Annotated in this window: 13 protein-coding genes; 10 read left to right on the forward strand and 3 right to left on the reverse strand. The window is 46.9% G+C overall.

The features are described from left to right. From F3I09_RS20175 to F3I09_RS20200, 6 genes are all read left to right on the forward strand, one after another. Positions 1-4,038, forward strand: coding sequence for a DUF4157 domain-containing protein (locus tag F3I09_RS20175; protein WP_149696848.1), 4,038 nt, complete (start codon positions 1-3; stop codon positions 4,036-4,038). Between the two features lie 18 nt (positions 4,039-4,056). Further along, positions 4,057-5,043: a WD40 repeat domain-containing protein gene (locus F3I09_RS20180; RefSeq protein WP_149696849.1), complete on the forward strand. Its 987-nt coding sequence runs from the start codon at positions 4,057-4,059 to the stop codon at positions 5,041-5,043. Positions 5,044-5,054: 11 nt separating this feature from the next. Continuing rightward, positions 5,055-5,837, forward strand: coding sequence for a ParA family protein (locus tag F3I09_RS20185; protein ID WP_149696850.1), 783 nt, complete (start codon positions 5,055-5,057; stop codon positions 5,835-5,837). A 24-nt stretch (positions 5,838-5,861) separates the two neighbouring features. After that, positions 5,862-7,430 carry a DUF4157 domain-containing protein gene (locus F3I09_RS20190; protein ID WP_149696851.1) on the forward strand — a complete coding sequence of 523 codons (1,569 nt, stop codon included), beginning with the start codon at positions 5,862-5,864 and terminating at the stop codon, positions 7,428-7,430. A 130-nt stretch (positions 7,431-7,560) separates the two neighbouring features. Beyond that, on the forward strand, positions 7,561-8,940 hold the full coding sequence (locus F3I09_RS20195; RefSeq protein ID WP_149696852.1) for an ATP-binding protein: 1,380 nt from the start codon (positions 7,561-7,563) through the stop codon (positions 8,938-8,940). 128 nt (positions 8,941-9,068) lie between these two features. Beyond that, positions 9,069-10,628: a M81 family metallopeptidase gene (locus tag F3I09_RS20200; RefSeq protein WP_149696853.1), complete on the forward strand. Its 1,560-nt coding sequence runs from the start codon at positions 9,069-9,071 to the stop codon at positions 10,626-10,628. A gap of 229 nt (positions 10,629-10,857) precedes the next feature. On the opposite strand, the gene F3I09_RS20205 is transcribed toward F3I09_RS20200, so the two are convergent. Beyond that, a complete protein-coding gene (locus F3I09_RS20205) occupies positions 10,858-11,277 on the reverse strand; it encodes a hypothetical protein (RefSeq protein WP_149696854.1) in 420 nt (139 codons plus the stop codon). 193 nt (positions 11,278-11,470) lie between these two features. Here F3I09_RS20205 and F3I09_RS20210 point away from each other — a divergent pair, with 193 nt between their 5' ends. Further along, positions 11,471-14,356: a gliding motility-associated C-terminal domain-containing protein gene (locus tag F3I09_RS20210; protein ID WP_149696855.1), complete on the forward strand. Its 2,886-nt coding sequence runs from the start codon at positions 11,471-11,473 to the stop codon at positions 14,354-14,356. Positions 14,357-14,419: 63 nt separating this feature from the next. Here the strand turns inward: F3I09_RS20210 and F3I09_RS20215 are convergent, their stop codons facing one another. Together F3I09_RS20215 and F3I09_RS20220 are read right to left on the reverse strand one after the other, a co-directional pair. Next, entirely contained in the window at positions 14,420-17,935 is a 3,516-nt protein-coding gene (locus tag F3I09_RS20215; protein ID WP_149696856.1) for a M1 family aminopeptidase, read from the reverse strand. Further along, the gene (locus tag F3I09_RS20220; RefSeq protein WP_149696857.1) at positions 17,905-18,807 is read right to left on the reverse strand and encodes an ABC transporter ATP-binding protein; all 903 of its coding nucleotides are present in this window, start codon (positions 18,805-18,807) and stop codon (positions 17,905-17,907) included. Before F3I09_RS20220 ends, F3I09_RS20215 begins: the two co-directional genes overlap by 31 nt. Before the next feature lie 205 nt (positions 18,808-19,012). Here F3I09_RS20220 and F3I09_RS20225 point away from each other — a divergent pair, with 205 nt between their 5' ends. From F3I09_RS20225 to F3I09_RS20235, 3 genes are read left to right on the forward strand one after another with little or no spacing between them, the layout of a single operon-like run. Further along, entirely contained in the window at positions 19,013-20,497 is a 1,485-nt protein-coding gene (locus tag F3I09_RS20225) for a sensor histidine kinase (protein WP_149696858.1), read from the forward strand. Then, complete coding sequence (locus F3I09_RS20230) at positions 20,494-21,234, forward strand: LytTR family DNA-binding domain-containing protein (RefSeq protein ID WP_149696859.1); 741 nt, start codon at positions 20,494-20,496, stop codon at positions 21,232-21,234. Before F3I09_RS20225 ends, F3I09_RS20230 begins: the two co-directional genes overlap by 4 nt. Before the next feature lie 15 nt (positions 21,235-21,249). After that, positions 21,250-21,657, forward strand: coding sequence for an NUDIX domain-containing protein (locus tag F3I09_RS20235; protein WP_149696860.1), 408 nt, complete (start codon positions 21,250-21,252; stop codon positions 21,655-21,657). The last annotated feature ends 21 nt before the right edge of the window (positions 21,658-21,678 follow it).

The following is a 21,678-nucleotide window of genomic DNA, read 5'->3' on the forward strand; positions in this document are numbered from 1 at the left end:
ATGATAAAAGCAACCGATAATAAAAGCACGAGCAGTAAGGCGAAGCAGCCTGCCGGCAATTCCTTTTTTGGAAAGGAAGAGGGAGGTGGTGCTTTTTTCGGGGAGAAGGAGACGGCGAAAGAACCCTTTTTCGTTCAACGGAAACTGAGTATTGGAAAACCTGATGACCACTATGAAAAACAAGCTGACCAGGTAGCAGATAAGGTAGTACAGCGTATGAGCGAACCTGCTGCTGTGCAGGCCAAAACTGTAGCTCCGGCTCCCGTGAGCACAGTCCCTTCCGGGCATACACCCTCATCTGCCGCACAACCGGATGCCCTGCAAATGAAAGAGCAGGAGGGAAAAGAAGAAGAGATATCCGGAGAAGAGAAGAAACTGCAACGCAAGCCTATTTTCGATAGCATGGGCGACCCGCCGGATGATATACAGAAAAAAGGAAACGGCGATGATGCAAAAGATACAGCCAGCAGTGGGCTGGAAGACCGTTTACAGAAAACGAAAGGTTCCGGCACGCCATTGCCTTCTGATACGAAGACGGCGATGGAATCGTCTATAGGGGCAGACTTCAGTAATGTGCGTGTGCATACTGGTACTGATGCGGCAGCGCTGAGCAACGACCTGCAGGCGCAGGCGTTCACACATGGAAACGATATTTATTTCAATGATAATAAATTTGATGCAACCAGCAGTACCGGCAGGCATCTGCTGGCGCATGAGCTGACACATACGGTACAACAGGGCGCAGCTGTTCAGAAGAAAGCTGATCCGGGGATAGTACCTGCTGTACAGAAAGCGGAAGGCAGCGCAGCGGGCGATACATCCGCAGAAGATAAAAAAGAAACTCCTGATGTACAATCTAAGGCAGTAGATACCATACAACGTGCTCCGGGCGGAAAACCAGCAGCTGCGGGAGCGCCTGGTGGTGCTCCGGGTGAAGTGGTGAATATCTCTTCAGGTAGATTCAATCCATCGAAGAACCTTATTGAAGCAATCAAAGGAGCGGGCCATAAAGGTCTGGATGTTAATATCAATGCAGGTAAGGTAGCTGGTGCGGGTGTGATCAAAGTGAGAGAGAAGGAAGGTGTGATGGAGAGTCTGAAGAATGCATATCTGCCATTGAACATGCCACTATTCAGCGCTGCCAATCCGATGCTGGCCGTAAGATTGGCTAACGGGGAGGTAAGCGGCTTTGCAACTATCGGACAAAGCAATGCGCCGGAGGCCATCCCTCAGTGGCTGCGTAAGAATGGTAAAGCGCTTGGCTGGCTAACGGGCATGGATGTAGAAAATGTGTTGTCAAAAGCAACGAATACCTTCGAGAACGGTACTTTCACATTTGCATTGAATGCAGTAAAGGTGAAGGTAGGCGGTTTCGCAGAGGCAACTATGGATATTGGTTTTACGAACATGAAACCATCGGTGAGCGCAACTGCGGAGCTGGATATACATGGAGTGGCTAAAGGCAATCTGACCATTACGCTGATGGAAGATAAGATGACCGGAGAAGGCGCATTTGGTGTGAGCTTCAAAGGCTTCTCCGGAGAGATAGCAGCGAAGTTCCAGGAAGGCGTGCTGGATGTAAAGGGAATGGTGGGCTACTCCGGAGACAGGTTGAGTGGTTCGCTGATGCTGGTGATGACAGATAAGAAGACGGCAGACAATTTTGCAAAAGCACAAGTGGGAACTGTTTCTGCAGAAGAAGCAGCACTACCTGCTGAGGTGCCAGCAGCAGAGGGTAAAGGTCCTCGTGGTATGGCCGGTATGGGTACGCTGACCTTCAATATGACAGAATGGTTTGCCGGTAGTGTGAACGTGATCGTGGATGGTAAGGGTTTTGTGACCGTAGTCGGTAAGATTGCTCCGCCGAAAGAGATCATTCTCTTCCAGCAGAGAGATTACAGTAAAGAATTGTTCAAGCTGGAAGCCCGTGCGGCTTACGGCATACCGGTGATAGGCAATGTATTTGTATTTGCCAATATGGCGCTGATCGCGATGGCGAAGGTAGGTCCGGCGAAGATATACAACATCGAGGTAGCGGGTACTTATTCGAATAATCCTGATATAGCGAAGAATATCTCGCTCTCCGGTTCTTTGAATATGTCCGCTTATGCAGGTCTGCGTCTTCGTGCAGAAGGTGGTGCAGGTCTGGAACTGGCAGGACATGATCTGAAGGTAGGTGTGGGCGTCAATGCAGATGCCGGTGTGAAAGGTTATGTAGATGCAAGACCTACTATTGGCTATCGTGATCCTGGAGAGTTCTTCTTCAAAGGTCATATGGAGATAGCGGCGCAGCCGTTCCTTGGATTGAGCGGAGATCTGTTCGTAGAACTGGATAGTCCGTGGTGGTCACCATTACCAGATAAGAAATGGACCTGGCCGATCGGAGCGCTTGAATATCCGTTACCGGGAGAATTTGGTATCGGAGCAGATATGGAATATGTGTTAGGTTCTGGTAAGGTGCCTGAAGTGAGCTTCAGTGAGGCGAAATTTGATGGTACCAAGTTCATGACAGATCTTGTTGATGATCATGTACCACAGAAGAGTGGTGCAGGAGATAAGGAAAAACAAGGTAAGTTCGTTGATGGCGGTGCTGCGCAGGCCGGGCCAGCCAAAGGAACGCCTCCGCCTGCTGCACCGGGTAAACCTGGTGCGGGTGGTACACCAGCCGGTGGCGCTCCGGGAGCAGGTGGTGGAAAAGGAAAAGACAAGGATAAGGGCAAAGGTAAAGCAGATCCTGATGCCGTGAAGAACTTCGCTGCGGCCATGAAGAAAGTGAAAGAGCTGGAGGGTCATAAACCAATGACACGTACTGAATTGATGGCTACATTGGATGGTATTAAGAAGCAGTTCAATGTGAGCGGTATCAGCTTTGCTGCACAGGGCACTGATCTCTGGATGGTAACCGGTACCATGGCAGGCATGCCGAATAAGCAGTCAGTAAAAGTAAAGGCCATTATAAAACCTGGAGATGAGAAGGACGAGAAACAGGATAAGGATGCCGAAAAGCAACTGGCAGAAGGTGTAAAAGCACTGATCGCCAAAGATAAGGAAACCGCTGCCGGTGATAAAAAGTTGACTAAAACAGAGGCGGAGAAAGTGGCAGCTGATGTAGAGAAAACACACAATAAAACATTTAAATCGATCAACGTTATTGATAAGAAAGATCACTGGAATTATCTGTATATTCAGAGAATGAAGAAGTCGGATGAAGTAACGGGAAGTGGCATGGACACAACCCCTGCAATTCCTCCGGGCTTTGTGGTAGGAGCATATTTCAATTTTGGAGGAGAAATATACAAGATCACTGAGATAAAGAAAGACCAGGATAAGGTGCATATGGTAAACGTGAAGAATCTGCTGTCTAATAAGAACTTCAGGAAGAAGAAGCCTGAAGACAGACTGCCTGGTGAAAGGGTATTTACGATCAGTATAGCACTTTCAAAAGGATCAATAACTGAGTATTCAGATACTGTTCCTGCGGTCAGGAAATTCCCTGCAAGCTGGGGTACCGCCGGATCGAAGAGTGTGCGCCCATGGCTGTATGACAATATGCATAACTGGAAAGGCAGAAGGAATGAGATCAATGCTGATCCGGTGAAGGGGAAGAAAGCTATGATCAATAAGGTATTGGCGGCCAAGGCGAAGGCAATCGCCGGTGATGATAAAGATTGGAAAGTGTTGTCAAAACATGACCCGACAGATACTACGATAGGTGCTATGATCATCAATGAGGGGGCTGATTATAATAATTATGATCCGTACAAGATCCCATATGAGGTGGATCACATCCATGATCTTGGTAATTTATGGACAACGATAGGTCGCGATAGTAATGATAGTACAAGAGAAAAACAGCTGCGGGAAGATACTAATCTGCGTGTAGTGACAGAGGCGCATAACATAAAGATGAGTGGTGACAGATATGAGATGTCCGTTGGGCCGAACTTTATAAGTTCGATCGCAGAGGACAACACGCCGGGTGCGAAGACGATAAGAGGCTCAGGCGGTAAGGCAGGAGCAGAGGAACCATTCCTGTAATAAAAAGAATAGTTAGTTATGGAATTGACATTTAAGAATAAGGAAGCTGTACTGAGTATGGCTGTCAGTCCAGATGGAAAATGGCTGGCAGTGGGTAAGATCGTTGATGCAGACCGTAATCCCAGTCTGACTATCTGGGATACGAATACCTGGGAATGTGTGGCAGAAGAGGAAGCTGGCAATGTATCAAGTATAGTGAGTCTTTCTTTTAACAGGCATAGCAGCACACTGGCGTATCTGACAGCGGAAGATCATATCAGGTTCTTCGATCTGAAAGATATGTACCTGACCAGGGAAATGGCATGGGATAAACCTTACAAGGTACGTTACGGAGCACATGAAGACCTGTTAATGGTGACAGGAAGAGACTTGTCTATACTGGATAAGGACGATATAGAGGTGTTCAATTATAGTGACTATAAAGGCTATGAGCATACGGAAGGTTTATCGCCGGAGTTGTTCAGGGATTATTACGGGATGTCGGACCAGCTGGAAAAAGTTTCCTATGGCAACAAACCTGTGGTAGCTGCTTTTCTGCAGGAAGACAGTGCTGTGATCATAACAGGAAATAATGAGGACAAGTTCTCTGTGTATGATATTAAATCCGGTAAACGCAAAGAGCAGTATCCTGGAGGTATTATACAGGCCGGTTATATGGAGACAGATAAAGCAGAAAAGTATCTGCTTGTGATCGGGCTGCTGCCATATGCTGATCTGATGTGGGAATTGCCGGAGATGAAAAGAGTGCTGTCTGAGAATATGAATGAAGAATTTCCGGGTTCTTCGGCCTTCAGGTTTCATCCTTCTTCCCGTCTTTTCGCTTTTGGAGGATCGGGAGGTAAGGTATTTCTCAGAAGTATTGAAACCGGTGAATTCCTAATGGAGAAAGATATCCATAAAAGGGAAGTAAGGGCGCTTGGGTTCAGTGCCGATGGAAAAATGCTGATATCCGGAAGTGCCGATGGAAGGGTCGTCCTGACGGATATTACGGAATATCTAACGTAATTATTGGTAAAATGCTAACGATTTCTATTGCTATACAAAAGGGTGGATCTGGTAAGACAACCACAGCTCTGAACCTTGCAGCTGCCCTGCAACGGATGGGAAAGGATGTGTTACTGATTGATCTGGATCCCCAGGCAAATCTCACCCAGTCTATGGGTATAGCCGATGACATTGAACTAAGTATCTATGAGTTGCTCAAACAGGCCGCCAGTGGTGAACTGGTGGATACGCAGCAAGCCGTTGTAAATACCGGCGTTTTACCACTGATACCTGCCAACCTGGAACTGGCCAGCGCTGAACTGGAACTGGTAAGCATATATGGCAGAGAACAGCTACTGAACCAGGTATTAGGTCAGCTGGAAGACCAGTATGATATTGTAGTGATCGATTGTCCTCCGGCAGTGGGGATGTTAACCGTTAATGCCCTTACTGCAAGCAATTATGTACTGATGCCGCTGCAGGCAGAGTTCCTGCCTTTTAAGGGAGTGCAGCGCTTCATGAAGAATGTGCAGCTGATCAAAAAACAACTCAACAAAAGATTGGAAATACTGGGCCTTGTCCTGACAAAATTTGACGAGCATAAAAGCATGCATAAACAGATCCGTGCACAGTTGCAGGAGATGTATCCCGGAAAGGTGCTGGAATCAGGCATCCGCAGCAATATATCGCTCGCAAAAGCACAGGAACAGGCAAAGGATATATTTACATTCGACAATACTGCCAATGGCGCAAAAGATTATCGCGCCCTGGCTACAGAAATAGCAGAACGCCTTTTAACAATGGCTGAACAATAGCCCCCATCATTTAAATCGATAGATATGAAAACGAGCAGTAGCCGTCGCTATCGGAGACATCGTAACCCCGAGAAAACAGATCAGAAGGAGGGCCCTTTCTTCAGCCCTGCTTCAAAAGCCATACAAACAAAAGAAGATGCTTTCTTTCAGCCTAAACTGAGTGTCGGTGAGCCGGGAGATCAGTATGAGAAAGAAGCGGACTCTGTAGCAGATAAAGTGGTGAATAAGCAACCCGCCCGTGGTACAGCTGTACAGCGGAAGGAAATATCTGCAGTACAGGCCATGCCTGAAAAGAAAGAGGAAGAGAAGCAGGTACAGAAGAAGGGTATGAATGACAAGAAGGAGGAAGAGAAACCTGTACAGAAGAAGGATGACAAGGGTAAAGAAGAAGAGAAATTGCAGAAGAAGTCAGCGCCCGATAAAAAGGAAGAAGAGAAAGCAGTACAAAAGAAAGAGGATAAAGGTAAAGAGGAAGAGAAGCTGCAGAAAAAGTCAGCACCTGATAAAAAAGAAGAGGAGAAACCCGTACAGAAAAAAGGCGACATGGGTAAGGAAGAGGAGAAGCTGCAGAAGAAGGAAGAGCCTGAGAAGAAGCCTGCTGCTGATGAAGTGCTGAAAGAAGAAAAGGAGGAGGAAAAGAAAGGCGGAGCGCCTTCCTTAATGGCAAAGGAGAATAGCTCCGGTGGTGCACGTGAAGGAAATGATCAACTCGCGCAACAGCTGAAAGATCAGCGGGGGGACGGCACACCACTTTCCCGTGAGGTGCGTAATGAGATGAATAATTCCATTGGCGCTGATTTTAGTAATGTGCGCATCCATACCGGTGAGAAAGCGGCAGCACTGAGCAATGAATTAGGTGCGCAGGCTTTCACACATGGAAATGATGTTTATTTCAACAGTGGTAAATATGATACAGATTCTTCCGTAGGTAAACATCTCCTGGCGCACGAACTGACACACGTCGTACAACAGGGAGCAGCGCCTGCTGTTGAAAGCAGGAAAGCTAATGCTCCGGCAGCACATAGCGCGCCGGGTGTACAGCGCGAAATCTCCACGCCATTGCCGGAAGGAGTAGAGCCAAACAAGAAATCAAAGATTGCGAAATTTCCTATCGGTGATTTTACAGTAGTGGTAAAGCCAGACAGAAAGGCTACCAAAGCAGATAAGGTACCTGCCGATCAGGCAAAGACAAACGGCAATATCAACGTAGGGTTCTCCCTGAAATACGATAAAAAGAAAAGGATAGAGAGCGTTACTATTTCGAAGAAGCTGACCATTCAGACTATCTATGGAAAGCACGCTACTTCTTCTGATGATTCTGCTTATGGCAGAGGACATATAAAAACCGATAAAGACGCCGGACATAAATCACTTGGTTTTCATGAGGGAAGTCATGGTACTGATTTTATGAGCTATGTACAGTCACATCCTTTCCCGGAGATAGTGATTGACACGCCTGTTACCATGAAGGAGTTCAAAGAACTGAAAAAGCAGTGGAAAGAGGAGTTCAAGGCTTATGTCGATGATATGCACAGCACAAGCAAAACGGCTACGGATGATGTAACCGATCCTGTTGTTCCGGCAACCCCCTGATAATTTATAAACTGTTACCCATACGGCAGAAGCCGCCTTTTTTGTTCAACGGAACTTACTATTGGCCAGCCTGGACAATCACGATGAAAAACAGGCGGACCAGATAAGCAGTTGAAATAGCAATACATATATGATTGACAATACCAAGAATGCAGCAGCTTTACAGGAATACCTTTCATGGCTGCAAACCGAAATGCGGAAGCGGTTGTCCCAATATTTTGGCGCCGAAACCGGCACTACACCTATGATCCCCGACGAGAGTATTCAACCAGGCAGTTCCTGGCCCGATGCACCATTGACAAAATTCATCCATGACAATGAACTGGATAAAGATGCGCAATTATTGCTTATCATGGCCTTAGCTCCCCATATCAATGCGGTGTTCTTTGAAGCGCTTATCCATGAACAGCTGGTGGACAAGGGAGATTTTCCGCTGATAGGTTGTGTGAAGGGAACGCAGTTCCGTGGGTTACTACCTACCGGCGACACCCTGCTGTTTTTGCTGGCAGGCACAGATCTGTCTGCACGTATCAGTAAAATGCAGTTGCTGAGCGAAACGCACATCTTTGCCAAACGGCAGGTGTTGTGGGTGGAAAAGCCGGAAGAAGGAGAGCCGGCTATGAGTGGAAAGCTCGTGATGTCGCAGGAGTACATTGACCAGTTCCTGACCGGTACCTATGCGAAACCGCGTTTCGGGAACGACTTTCCGGCGGAAAGTATTACCACGCCTTTGGACTGGCCCGACCTGGTATTAAATGCGCAAACCATGGAGCAGCTGCATGAGCTGAAGAAATGGCTACGCCTGAAAGATAAACTGAGAGCTACGAATAAGCGTCTGAAGCCCGGTTACCGGGCATTGTTCTACGGTCCGCCGGGAACAGGTAAAACCTTGTCTGCCTGCCTGCTGGGCAAACGTGACCCTGCGGAAGATCCGGATAATATGGAGGAGGACTTTGACGTATTCCGTATTGACCTGTCATTGGTGGTATCCAAATTCATTGGGGAAACAGAGAAAAACCTGTCCCATTTATTTGATAAGGCGGAACACAAGAACTGGATACTCTTCTTTGATGAGGCGGACGCATTATTCGGAAAACGTACCAACATCCGGGATGCACACGATAAATACGCTAACCAGGAGATTGCTTACCTGCTGCAGCGTATAGAAAACTATAACGGCCTGGTAATACTGGCATCCAACTTTAAGAACAATATTGACCCCGCCTTCTCAAGGCGTTTCCAGTCTATAATACAATTCCCGATGCCTAACCAGGCAGAGCGCCTGCAACTCTGGAAAATGATCCTGCCGGACCATATGATGGAGAAGGAAGGGATACTTGAGAAGGTCTCTGCCACGCATGAGATCTCCGGTGCATCCATTATCAACGTTGCGCAGTATTGTTTCCTGAAGAATATGCAGCCGGATGGAAGTATCTCGCCGGTGTCTGCTGTTGACCTGGAGGAAGGACTGGTGAGGGAGTTTAACAAGGAAGGCAAGATCTATAAGTAAAGGCGGATAAGATTCCGGGGGATGCTTAAATAGCATCAGGGCCAGCCAAACCTTCATTACAAAATGAGGGAGTTTTTGACTAATTTGACTGCTCTGTTTCCCGGAAATTATCAGCTAAAATCTTATATATGAAGCGTATTCTTCTGCTAATGGTGTTGTGTTATTCACTGGTATGTGCCACTGTGTATGCACAAACGAAGTCTCTTCCCCGTATTGCTATTGCCGGACTGGCGATAGAGTCCAGTACATTTTCCCCTGCATTGACAAAAGAAGAAGCATTCCATGCGAAGTACGGAACAGAGGTATTCTCTGCTTATCCGTTCTTTGGTGTGGACTCGCCCCTGCGTCACCGGGCGGTATGGGTGCCTGCGCTGATTGGCAAATCTCTGCCGGGAGGAGCGGTGACCCGCGAGGCGTATGAGTCGCTGGTGAAACAGACGCTGGATTCATTGAAGAAGAATGCCCCTTATGATGGTTTGTTCTTCGATATCCATGGTGCTATGAGTGTGGTGGGACTGGACGATCCGGAGGGGGATTTCATTACCCGTATCCGTAAGGTAATTGGTAAGAAGACTATCATTTCCACCTCTATGGACCTGCATGGCAATGTATCCTGGAGACTGGCGGAAAATACTGATCTGATCACCTGTTACAGGATGGCGCCGCATGAAGATGCGATGGAAACCAAGCAGCGGGCGGTACAGCACCTGTTGACACGGATAGAAAGCGGCAAAGGCAAGCCTGCATTTAAAGCCTGGATACCTATTCCTGTACTTCTTCCGGGAGAAAAGACAAGTACCCGTATAGAGCCTGCAAAGACCGTTTATAAGGCTGTAGCGCCGGCGGCTGCACAACCCGGCATCATTGACGCAGCTATCTGGGTAGGTTATGCCTGGGCAGATGAACCGCGTAATCATGCCGTGGTAATGGTGACCGGCGATGATAAAGAAAAAGTGACCCGTACTGCGGAACAGCTGGCCAAAAGCTTCTGGGATGCGCGCTTTGGTTATTCCTTCGTAGCACCTACTGACAATCTGGAAGGAAGTCTGAACAAGGCTATTGCCAGCTCTAAACATCCTTTCTTTATCAGCGATTCCGGTGATAATCCTACTGCGGGCGGGGCCGGTGATGTGACCTGGACTTTAACGGAGATCCTGAAACGTAAGGAATTCCAGTCTGAGAGTGGTCCTTCGCTGATCTATGCTTCTATTCCCGGTCCTGAGTTGGTGAAAAAGGCGATGGAAGTGGGTGTTGGAGGTCATATAGATGCTTATGCCGGTGCTGCTGTGGATGCGCGTTATGCGCCACCGGTAAGGCTGGCAGGTACAATAGAATCTATCGAAAAAGGAGACAAGGACGCTGAAGTGGAAGTGGTGGTGAAAGTAGGGAGTGTGCACGTCATCGTCACTCAAAAACGTAAGCCCTATCATAAAGAAAATGACTTTACCAGACTCGGGCTGAATCCCAGGAAATCAGATATTGTGGTGGTGAAGATCGGTTACCTGGAGCCGGAACTGTATAACATGAGGGCTGATTGGATACTGGCGTTAACGCCGGGTGGGGTAGACCAGGACCTCCAGCGTCTACCCTATAAAAGGATTGAGCGTCCGATGTTCCCGCTGGACAGGAATATGAAGGAGCCTGATCTTTCGGCCAGGCTGGTGCCATCATCAGATAAGCTGAAATAACCTCGTTATATTATTTACGCTAAGTAGCTCCGGTTTCAGTATGGGATGTCGGTCGGCGCCTCTCCGGATGTCGATTGGGCGTTGTCAAGCGAATAGGGGTTTGGATATAGATTGAACAGCATTGGTCGTGTCACCCGAGAGCCGAAGGCCCGCCATCTCCATCTGAAACCGGGTGCTACTTTCGCTCTCCCTATTGCTATTTATAGGTCTCTTTATTTATGGAGGTTTGTTATTTATGCAGGCTTGTGCGCAGAAACTGTAGTCGTTCCTTTTGGGGACCGCGCTTTAAAGAAAGTACTTTCGCTTCCATTTCTTTTTTTGAAATATAGGAGATGAGGAAATCAATTTTATTTAAGAGCAGTTCTACGGTCGCATAATCGCCCGTATCCAGCCTGATATCTGCTTCTTCAAATAAAAGATCTGTCAGTACATCAAGTGTGGTATAATGGACGTCCTTCTCATTTATAAATGCTTCCAGTTCGCTGGTGCTCAGACTGTCGAAGAAGTCTTTCGTTCTGAATTTAGTCGAGGTAAATACAGTATTAATTTCTTGCAGGGCTCTCGCCGGCTCGCTTTTCTTTGCGCTGATAACAGCCCTTAAAACCCTGCCTAATTCTTCGATCATCTCCAGGAAATAATCCTTTGGCATAATAACATACTTTATACTACTGTAAATGTATCGCTTTTTCCAGACAGCATCTTTTATGGTGCTTATAACGTCACATAAACACTTATGATAGCATGATGCCAGCACTGGCGGTATTTGTGAGTATCAAATGAGTATTTTTCTGTATTTTGCCCCCGGTTTTCAAAGATAATTAGCAAATATACCCAATAGACCCATGGCATCCCGTTTATTACCTATGATGGTACTGTTTACCATTGTTTGCCTGCCTGTAACCGCCCAGGTGGCAAGTTTTAATATCCCCGACACTGTCTGTGTGAATACGCCTGTAAAAATTCAGAACACTTCAACCGGGGGAAACACTTATTTCTGGAACTTCTGTTCGGGTAACCTGTTCAGTACTCCTGTAGTGTCTAATCTGGGCAATATTGGCGGCAGCCTGAGTGTACCTACTTTTCTGTCTATGGCAAAGGACGGGAATAATTATTACGCATTTATTACCAATAACATAGGACAGCTGGTGCGATATAGTTTTGGCAATAGTTTCCTGAATACACCCAGTTCAGACAACTTTGGTAACCTGGGAGGAGCTATTCCCAATCACACCGAGGGGGTACAGGTGATCCAGGATATCAATGGCTGGCATGTGATAGCGGTGGGGGGAACAGCTGAGATATCGCCTTCCATTGTGAAGGTGGATTTTGGTTCATCCCTGGCCAATGCGCCTGTGGCTACGAACTGGGGTAATATGGGCGGTATGGACTATCCGCATGACCTATACATTACACAAGAGGGAAGTAACTGGTACGGATTTACAGTAAATATTCTGAATCATACCGTTACACGATTTGATTTTGGTAATTCTGTTGGTAATATGCCTACGGCGGTGAACCTGGGAAACCTGGGTAACCTGAGTAATCCCACAGGGATTTTTGCCACACAGGATAACGGTAACTGGTATGTGTTTGTAACGAATGAGGGCAGTAATACGATCACCCGCCTTGACTTCGGTAATTCCCTGGCGAATACGCCTACCGGTATGAACCTGGGCGGTGGAGGCGGTATTATTAACGGGCCAAGGGATATTTCCATCATCCATGACTGCGGAAAGATCTTTGCCCTGGTGGTATGCGGGGGGTCCTCTGACCTGACCCGCCTGGATTTTGCATCGGATATCACCAGCAATTTCACTGCCACCTCATTGAATTCAGGGGGCAACTTCAGTTTCCCGCATTCTATTTCACCTATCTTCCGGGAAGGCAATGACCTGTATGCATTCATTACCAACGCTACCAGTAATACCTTGTCAAGGTTTGTCTTTAACAGTTGTAACAGTTCCAGTATAGCCTCGTCCACGTTAAAAGATCCGCCGGATGTTACTTATAACACGCCGGGGACATATACCATTAACTTGCTGATGGATGAGACATTGGCTACACAGACCACTTACTGCCGAAGTATTGTAGTACTTGATCCACCGGTGGTAAATCTGGGGCCTGACCAGCGCATGTGTGCGGGCGGCACGACCGTATTAGATGCAGGTAGTGGCTTCAGCAGCTACAAGTGGAACACAGGTGCAACCACTCAGCAAATCAATGTAACTGCTGCCGGTACTTACCAGGTGGAAGTAAGCAATGGAGGTTGTACCACAACTGACGATATAACGATCAATATCAACCCGGTACTGGATATGACGGCCACACCGACTGACGTTACCTGTTTAAATGCGAAGGGTAAAATTGAAATAACCGCGACTGGTGGAACTGCTCCTTATACATATTATATCGGCAGTATCAGTAATGGAAACAACAACGTATTTGATAACCTGGATGCCGGACTGTATACTATCCAGGTGAAGGACAATGCCGGTTGCACGGTAACTGATGATGTAACGATCAATGACAACCAGGTATTGAATATGACGGCCACGGTGACGGATGTTTCTTGTATAAACGCGAAGGGTAAAATTGAAATAACTGCGACTGGTGGAACTGCTCCTTACATATACTATATCGGTAGCAGCAACAATGGAAATAACAATGTATTTGATAACCTGGATATCGGATCGTATGCCATACAGGTGGAGGACAATGCCGGCTGCCGGTTGTCGCGTATTGCGGATGTGAAGAATGATCCCACAAAGACATTGGATGCAAGCGTTGTGACAACGCCGCCTACCTGTTATGGCGATACAGATGGGGGCATTAGTGTGCAGGTGAACGGTGGCACAGGACCATTTGAATATGCATTGAAGGGAGGAAGTTATCAGACCAGTCCTGATTTCAGCAGTTTATCTGCCGGCAGCTATGTGGTGAATGTACGTAATGCTTCCTGTAATGTGGATGTGCCGGTTGAACTGACAGGACCGGCTGAACTAAAGCTGGCGTATAATAAAACGGATGAATATTGCGGCGAGAGAAATGGTGAAGTGAATGCTGTGGTAATAGGCGGTACACCGCCTTATAGCTACTACTGGGATAATGTCGGAGTCAATGCTAATATTACGGGGCTGCAGGCAGGGACATATGAGCTGTCAGTGACTGATCAGCGGAATTGTGCACAGCAGTCTACCGTTACAGTTGATAATATTACGCTTCCACCGGTAGCTATCACCAACAGCGATACAACTATCAATATCGGTCAGTCTGTACAACTGCATGCTGTCAATGCAACTGATTATACCTGGACACCGGCCAATGGCCTGAGTTGTTTCAGTTGCGCTGATCCCATAGCCACTCCACGGGAAACCACTACCTATACTGTAACAACGACAGATAAAAATTGTAGTAAAACAGATATAGTAACGGTGTTTGTCACCTTTAATAATTCACTGTATGTTCCTACTGCTTTTACGCCGAACAAAGATGGCGTGAATGATCGGTTTGTTGTAAAGACAAGGGGTGTGGCGGTATACAATATCCAGATCTTTAACCGCTGGGGGCAACTGGTATTCTCATCCAATAATGTGTCTGATCACTGGGATGGTAAGTTCAGGGATCAGTTACAGCCGGGAGGGTCGTATGTGTACATTATTAACTATAGTTTCTTTGGCCAGGAGAATAAAGAACTGATGCAGAAAGGGGCATTTACCCTGATACGATAATGAGTATATATGAACCGGCCATCTCTCATGTTTAAAAATATGGGGATGGCCGGTTTCGTGTTTTTATTTCACCTCTGCCAGGTTATCCGATTGATTCGCATCCGGCAGATAGCAATAGGGATCAATAGCGACCGTTTTAGGCGGTTTGTTGACTGTAAGTGTCAGACTGGTCATGGCCCCGGAGAAATGATGTTTTTTCAGGTATATGGGAATACTATGAGTGTTGATCCCGCCATCAAAGACGGCAATGTCTATGTTTTCATCCGGAGGCAGTGAGCGGTCATTGTTACGGTCTGTTTTGTCTACGCCCACATTTAACTGCAATTTGTATTGCCCGTTTGGCATCCGTTTACAGGACGCTAGTTCGACTTTCAGTGAGTAAACGATCACCTTTTCCAGCCAATCCTTAATGAGCCTTATTTCGCTTTCAGATGCATCCTGGCATAACTCATTCATCAAGTCATCCGCAGTAGCTTTTGTACCCGGGTAGGCGTGTTTATCCAGCAGGCGATGGAGGGCATTGTTCATCCGTTCTTCTCCCAGTGTTTCTTTTAGTGTATACATGGCCAGACTGCCTTTCTGATAATGCACAAAAGGTTGTCCGATTGTTCTGACCAATGGCTGCTCTTGTTCATCTGTGTAGCTGAGAGAGAAGTATAACTGGTTGTCAGTACGCAGGTATTCCCGCATAAACGGCTTACCAAAAGCGTGTTCCAATAGCATGGCTTCTGTGTACTGTGCGAGCGTCTCTGTAAGCAATGCAGCTCCTGACTGAGCTACAGGAGAGAGTTTGTTTGCCCACCATTGATGCGCTACTTCATGAGCAATGATACCATACGCATGATTGACCCTATTGCTATCGCTGAAATTACCCTGGAAACTGATGTTTTCAGCACTGAACACTACACCAGGGTAAGCTGTTGCAGCACCTTTGTATTGCGGTATTTCGGCGAGTATCAGTTGTTTATGCGGATAAGGACCGAAGTGTTGTGTGCAATAGTCTATGGCATCTTTCATGGCCCGCATCATAACCGGGAGATTGGCAGTTTGCCCGGGGTGAAAGAGAATGCTGAAGTCCATGCCTTTATAAGTCTCTTTTTTTATTTCATACCTGCTGCTGCTGAGGGCAAACATGTAGTTGACAGGAGCAGCTGTTTTATAGTGGAAATAATGACGATTATTGGCTGACCAGGACCTTTGTAGTGTGCCTGTTGTTACAATATATTGCCCGGCGGTGGTGGAAACTGTAGTTTCGAAATCAATGAGGTGGTAAGTACTGTCTGCAGGTAAGGGCTGCGCTTGTTCAGGCAGTCCATTGACTTTCCGGTTGGCCTGGTCACTGATTTCAAACCTGTCGTTGTATCCAAGACAGGGAAGATATTTTTCCAGCTCAATGTAAGTGCCGTTATCGGTGACTATATGCTCGCTATTGAATGGCATGAAGCCAGAACGGATCACTTCCATGGAAAATTGCAGTGTAATTTCGGTGCCTGGCAGTAAGGGTGTCTGCAGCTCATACCAGTATTGCTTGAATATTTCGTCATGCGTTTCATGGGCTACACCCGGTAAATAAATACTGCAGGAAGTTACCTCCGGATCTGTGCTTACCCAGATCTTCGAAATAGGGTGAGAATAGATATTCCTGAGTTTGAAAGTACCGTTTACCGTGTATTTCCCTTCTTCCGGATATATGTCTACGTTTGTTTTTACAGCAGTAATGACCGGTTGGGGAAGATCAGCCAATGGTCTGTACCGTTGTTCATAACGCGCCTGCCAGTCCAGTTGTGCTTTATGGTTTCTATAGCCGCCTTCAATATTGGTTTTATAATAGATAAAAGCGCCTGTGGACAGGAAAATAACCAGGGGTGCCAACCATACCAGCTTAACCCTTATTTGCCGCCATCTCCGCTTAATATACCGGCTCCTTTGCCAGCGGTGGATGGTCAGTAAAGAAAGGAAGGTTGCCAAAGCCGACCAGTATAGCATGTACCAGTTGAAGGCATGTGCGAAGTGCCCGAACCCGCTCATAGCTGAACAGCTCATGCGGGGTGTCTGTGCGTAACGTAACAGGTAGTGCTCCATTCCAAACTGACGGCCGAATATAATGATGGCGGCTGCTAATAGATTCAGGAGCATTCCCGGGTATTTGTTGGCTGTTAACGTTTGAATGAAGAGTGCAAGAATTGCAAACAGGAGTAGTGGAAACCCGCTGTAATAGTATAGTGATGCATACAGAAGAAGGTCAATATGCCAATAGCCTTTGCTGATCTGCATTACTATTCCTATTATAATATTTGCGGTGATCAGTGTTGCAATTAATAATGCCAGTGCGCTGCATTTCGCAGCCCAGATACTCCCATTGGGAACAGGCGTGCTATATAATAATGCCTGTGTATTTGTACTACGTTCACGGGCTGAAAGCTCAGCGGCGTAGAAGATGATCAGTAACATGGCGGGACGGACTGGTAGCAGTGATTCCACAATGATATTGGTGGCCGGATAAAAGTAAATACCATAGGCGCCGTTCAAAAGCGAATCCTTCAATTCGACGAAGAAAATAAAGGCCCACATTGCTACCATCAGCAGGAAAGGGATATGTTTAAACACCGATATTACTTCCAGCCTGAGCTGAGAACGAAAGCTGTTCCAGCCATAGAAGAACCCTTCGGAGATTACCTGTTGCTGACTGTAAGGCACCGCCGACGTCTGTTTCTCGTCTGTTCGGGACCGGATGGCCTTTACCGGGAGTTGTAAACGGAATGCAAAGCAGCTGTAGGTAATAACCAGCAATAAGCAGGAGCATGCCGTCCATAGCAGACGGTTCAGCAGTAATGTGCCACCCAGGGGGAAGGGTTGTTGGTTGCGTTGTAACACTGACCAGGAACGGGTATCTCCGAAAAAGATGGCCAATCCGAATGGATCGCTTAATAATGGAAACAGGCCGGGTGTATTCGTTTTCAGCGCTGAACTGGCAAAAAGCGGAGAGTTGCCAAGTATGGCGCTGACAGTGTAAAGAATGTATAACAGTACTCCTGCAGCATAGGTAGCGCGGACATCCCTGGTCAGTACTGCTGTGCAGAATATAATACTGCAAACGAACAGGATATTGGGTATCCCAAAAACAAAAAGTGGCTGAATAAAGTAACTGGGATCAAAGGCGCCCAGGCGGGAACTATCTGCCAATAGCGCACCTGTCAGCATACCCACGATTGAGGAACAGAGCACAAGCAGCACAGCCAGTACTAATCCCATGAACCGGACAGTGAAATAAGGCAAGCGCCTTACTGCTGTAGTAAATAATACAGCATCCATTCCGTAGGTGGTGTCCCGCAGAACAACATTCGCACAGAATAAGGTGCTGACGAAAATAGAGAAAAGGGAAAGGATACTGATAATATATGTGATGACATAGGGAGCATTGGCGTGTACATCACTGCCGCCGAAGTTGCCGTGTACGCCCAGCATTCCCATTCCAAGGAATAGCGGAGCAGCTATCTGGAAGGTAAGCTGCCGGAAATGGTATCGTACTTCAAATCCAGACAGGGCGCTTAACATATCACACCCTCCTTTCCGCGACATTGCGCTCCAAATAATGCAGAGAAATAAACATCTTCGAGCCCGGGATGAAACGGTTCGAATCCGGGATCGGGGCAATCATCGGCAAGCACATGCAATTGTATGCTGCCTGCTACTCTGCGGGTGGAAATAATATTGAAGTCTGTTTGGAAATGCGACAGCGCATCTTTAGAGACCGTTTTCCGCCAGATCCGCCCTTCCAGGGCATCAGTCAGCGAGGCCGGCTTTCCCCGTAAAATGACCTTCCCATGGGCCAATACGGCCATCTCAGGACACAGGTCATGCACATCCTCCACGATATGTGTGGAGAGCAATACAACCACCTGTTCCCCGATCTCACTGAGCAGGTCATGGAAGCGGTTGCGCTCCTGAGGGTCCAGACCGGCAGTAGGTTCGTCAACAATGATCAGCTGAGGAGCACCCAGCAATGCCTGTGCAATACCAAACCTTTGCCGCATTCCCCCTGAGAAGGTACTGACGGCCTGTTTTCTGACCGCATAGAGGTTGGTCTGATGTAAAAGGGCCAGTACCTGCTCTTTCCTTTCTGCTTTATTTAATAGTCCTTTCAGTACAGCAAAATGGTCCAGCAATGCCATCGCGGATATTTTAGGATAGACGCCAAAGTCCTGGGGCAGATATCCCAGCTGGCTTCGCAGCTCCTGGGGATGCTGATGGATATCTTTGCCGTCGAACAAGACCTGTCCGCTGTCGGGTAACTGCAAAGTAGCCAGCGTGCGTATTAAAGATGATTTGCCTGCGCCATTGGGCCCAAGTAATCCGAACATGCCATTGGAAATATCCAGTGAGATGTCGTCCAGCGCTTTGATATTATTGCTGTAACTTTTGGTGAGGTGTTTTATTTGTAGTCTGTGCATATATAGCTGGGTAGTTGAATATGCATGCAAACTAGGTTTCGGTGGAAGTGTGGTCAACTATAAATGAGGAAACTGTGACGGAAGATGACAAACGACTGCAATTGAATTATTTTCGCTACCGTCGACGTACATCATGAAAAATACTGCTTTCGTCATTAATATTTGTGCGGGTGATTGAATAAGTGTTCTTTTATTTGTTTGCAATATGAATGAATTAACTAAAAGACAAGGGGCGCTGGTGAAGCGCCTGGATGTATGGCTGTTTGGAGGCATGCTGATATGGATCAGCATCCTGGAGATTCGGCCGGTTACGTGGGGCGTGTTCGTTATTCACGTACTCATATCGGCAATGATACAAATACCTGCCTTTGTATTCTCCTGGAACAGAATGCAATGGCTGCAGGAATTGTCACGGAGGCGGTATCTTTTGTACTGGCTGCTTTGTTATGTTGTTTGTTTGCCCCTTATTACTGCTTTTTGTATTGTTTTTAAGCTGGGTGGGCGTCCGGTGGGTTCTCTGGTCACAGTCGCTATTTGTTGTATTTCGCTGGAATTGTTATTGTCAGCACTTGTTTATTATCAGCAAAGAGGCCGCCATGTGAGATGGGTCAATAAGATCAGTCTTGATAAAGCAGTGTTGGTCAGCCTGCTGCTCATTGCTATTACGCTTTCGGCTATGGCGGTGTCCAGCCTGGATAATCCGCGCTATCACACAAAGGAGCAACTACTGATCGGTTATGAGTTTGACCTGTATAAGATTGTCACAAGGCCGGGTGTTTTTTTGAGTTTTATTGCCCAGTTCATGTTCATGTATTTGTGTGGTTACCTGTTGTACTATATTAATAGCCGTTTCCTGGTGGCCAGGGTCTTGAAGCAAAGGGGCATTGTGCTTTATGTGATGAGTGTATTTGCGGCGATGGCTTTTCTTTACCCGGTGCTGGGACAATTATTAGCTTTATTGCCTGTCAATAGTCTTTTAGGAGGGATCTTTTCAGAAAATCCGTTTTTACTGGAGAATGCTTTTGGCGGATTGTCTGTTATATTTTTAACACTGCCTATTGTACTGGCACTGCAATGGGCGAAGCAAAACAACCGTATCGTATCGCTGGAAAAGGAAAAGACGCGCGCGGAGCTTGACCTTTTAAAGCAACAACTGGATCCTCATTTCTTCTTTAATACCTTGAATAACCTGTATGCACTAAGTCTGCAACAGTCAAAACAAACGCCGGAAAGCATCCTTCAGTTGTCGGAGTTGATGCGCTATGTGATCTATAAAGGAAATGAGGCGACTGTCCCTATCAGAGAGGAAATAAAGTATATAGCCGACTATATGCAGCTGCAGCAGATCCGTTTGAAAATGCAGTTGGACCTGCAGTTCGCACAGCACGTCAATGATGATGCTCAACCGGTACCGCCTATGCTGTTGATCGTCTTTATTGAGAATGCCTTTAAGCACGGTATAGCGCCGGCAGATGGCCCCGCATTCCTGCACCTGCATCTTACCTGTACTGAGCGGCAGCTGTATTTCAGCTGTGAGAACTCCTTCGAACCAGGTACTACCGGCAATGCAGGCATAGGGCTCGGCAACCTGCAAAAGCGGCTGGCGCTGTTGTACCCAGGCCGGCATTCCCTGAAAACCGCTGTAAAAAATCATACATTTAAGGCTGAAATGCAACTGGACCTCTCATGAGATTGCGATGTTTAATAGTGGATGATGAGCCACTGGCTCACGATATTATTCTGCGATATATGGAGGACGTTCCCTTCATGGAGAACTGCGGACAGTGCTACAGGGCTATGGAAGTGCCGGATTTTCTGAACGGGCAGGCTATAGATCTTATCTTCCTGGATGTTCGCATGCCTAAGTTGAACGGGCTGGATTTTCTGAGAACATTGCAGCAACGTCCACTTGTTATCATCACGTCTGCCTATGAAGAACATGCGCTGGAGAGCTTTGACCTGGATGTATGCGACTATCTGCTGAAGCCTTTCCGCTTTGATCGTTTCCTGAAGGCCGCCAACCGGGCACTATCTGATTACACCCTAAGGCAACAAGCTACAACCATAGCGCTGGCAGCGGCACCGCCACAGGTTACAACAGCTGTTCCTGAACGAATCTACATTAAGTCTGATAAGAAACAGATCTTACTGGACCCGGAAGATATATACTACCTCGAGAGTCTGGGTAACTATGTTAAGGTATGGGATGAACAGCGTTTCCTGCTGACCCCCAGAACATTGAGCAGCTTTGAGAGCCAGCTACCTGCAGATACCTTCATCCGCACTCATAAATCTTATATCCTCAATAAGAAATTTGTGCGCTATATTGAGGGAAATATTATTAGCCTGAAGAATGGCAAACAGCTGCCACTGGGAAAGAACTACAAACATGTGGTGAAGCAGTTGCTGAACGGTCAGGGAACCTGAATACTATTCATACAAATGACGGCGCTTAAAACAGTTGGGCTTTTATCAGTTCAGCAACGGAAACTTTTACTGGCTTATAGCAGGAATAAACAATGTTTTTATTTACCCGGAGGTAAGGTGGATGCGGGAGAGTCGGAGACCGGGGCCTTATGCAGGGAAATAGCGGAAGAGCTGAATGTTAGTATGACGGAACAGGAGCTCGTGTATTACACGCATGTTACTGCACCTGCTTTTGGTGAAAAAGAAGGCATCATCATGGAACAGGACTGCTACTGGTTACACCGGGATATTATACCTGAACCGGCGGCTGAAATAGGAGAAGTACGTTTCTTTTCAGTAGCAGATTATTCCAGACAGGAGGCACAGGCCCCTGGTGTGATCGCCATTCTGGATAAACTACAGCAGGAAGGTTTTATAGATTAGTTTGCAGCGCAACAATTACAA

The sequence above is a fragment of the Chitinophaga sp. CF418 genome, assembly GCF_900142925.1.
Classification (GTDB): Bacteria; Bacteroidota; Bacteroidia; order Chitinophagales; family Chitinophagaceae; genus Chitinophaga.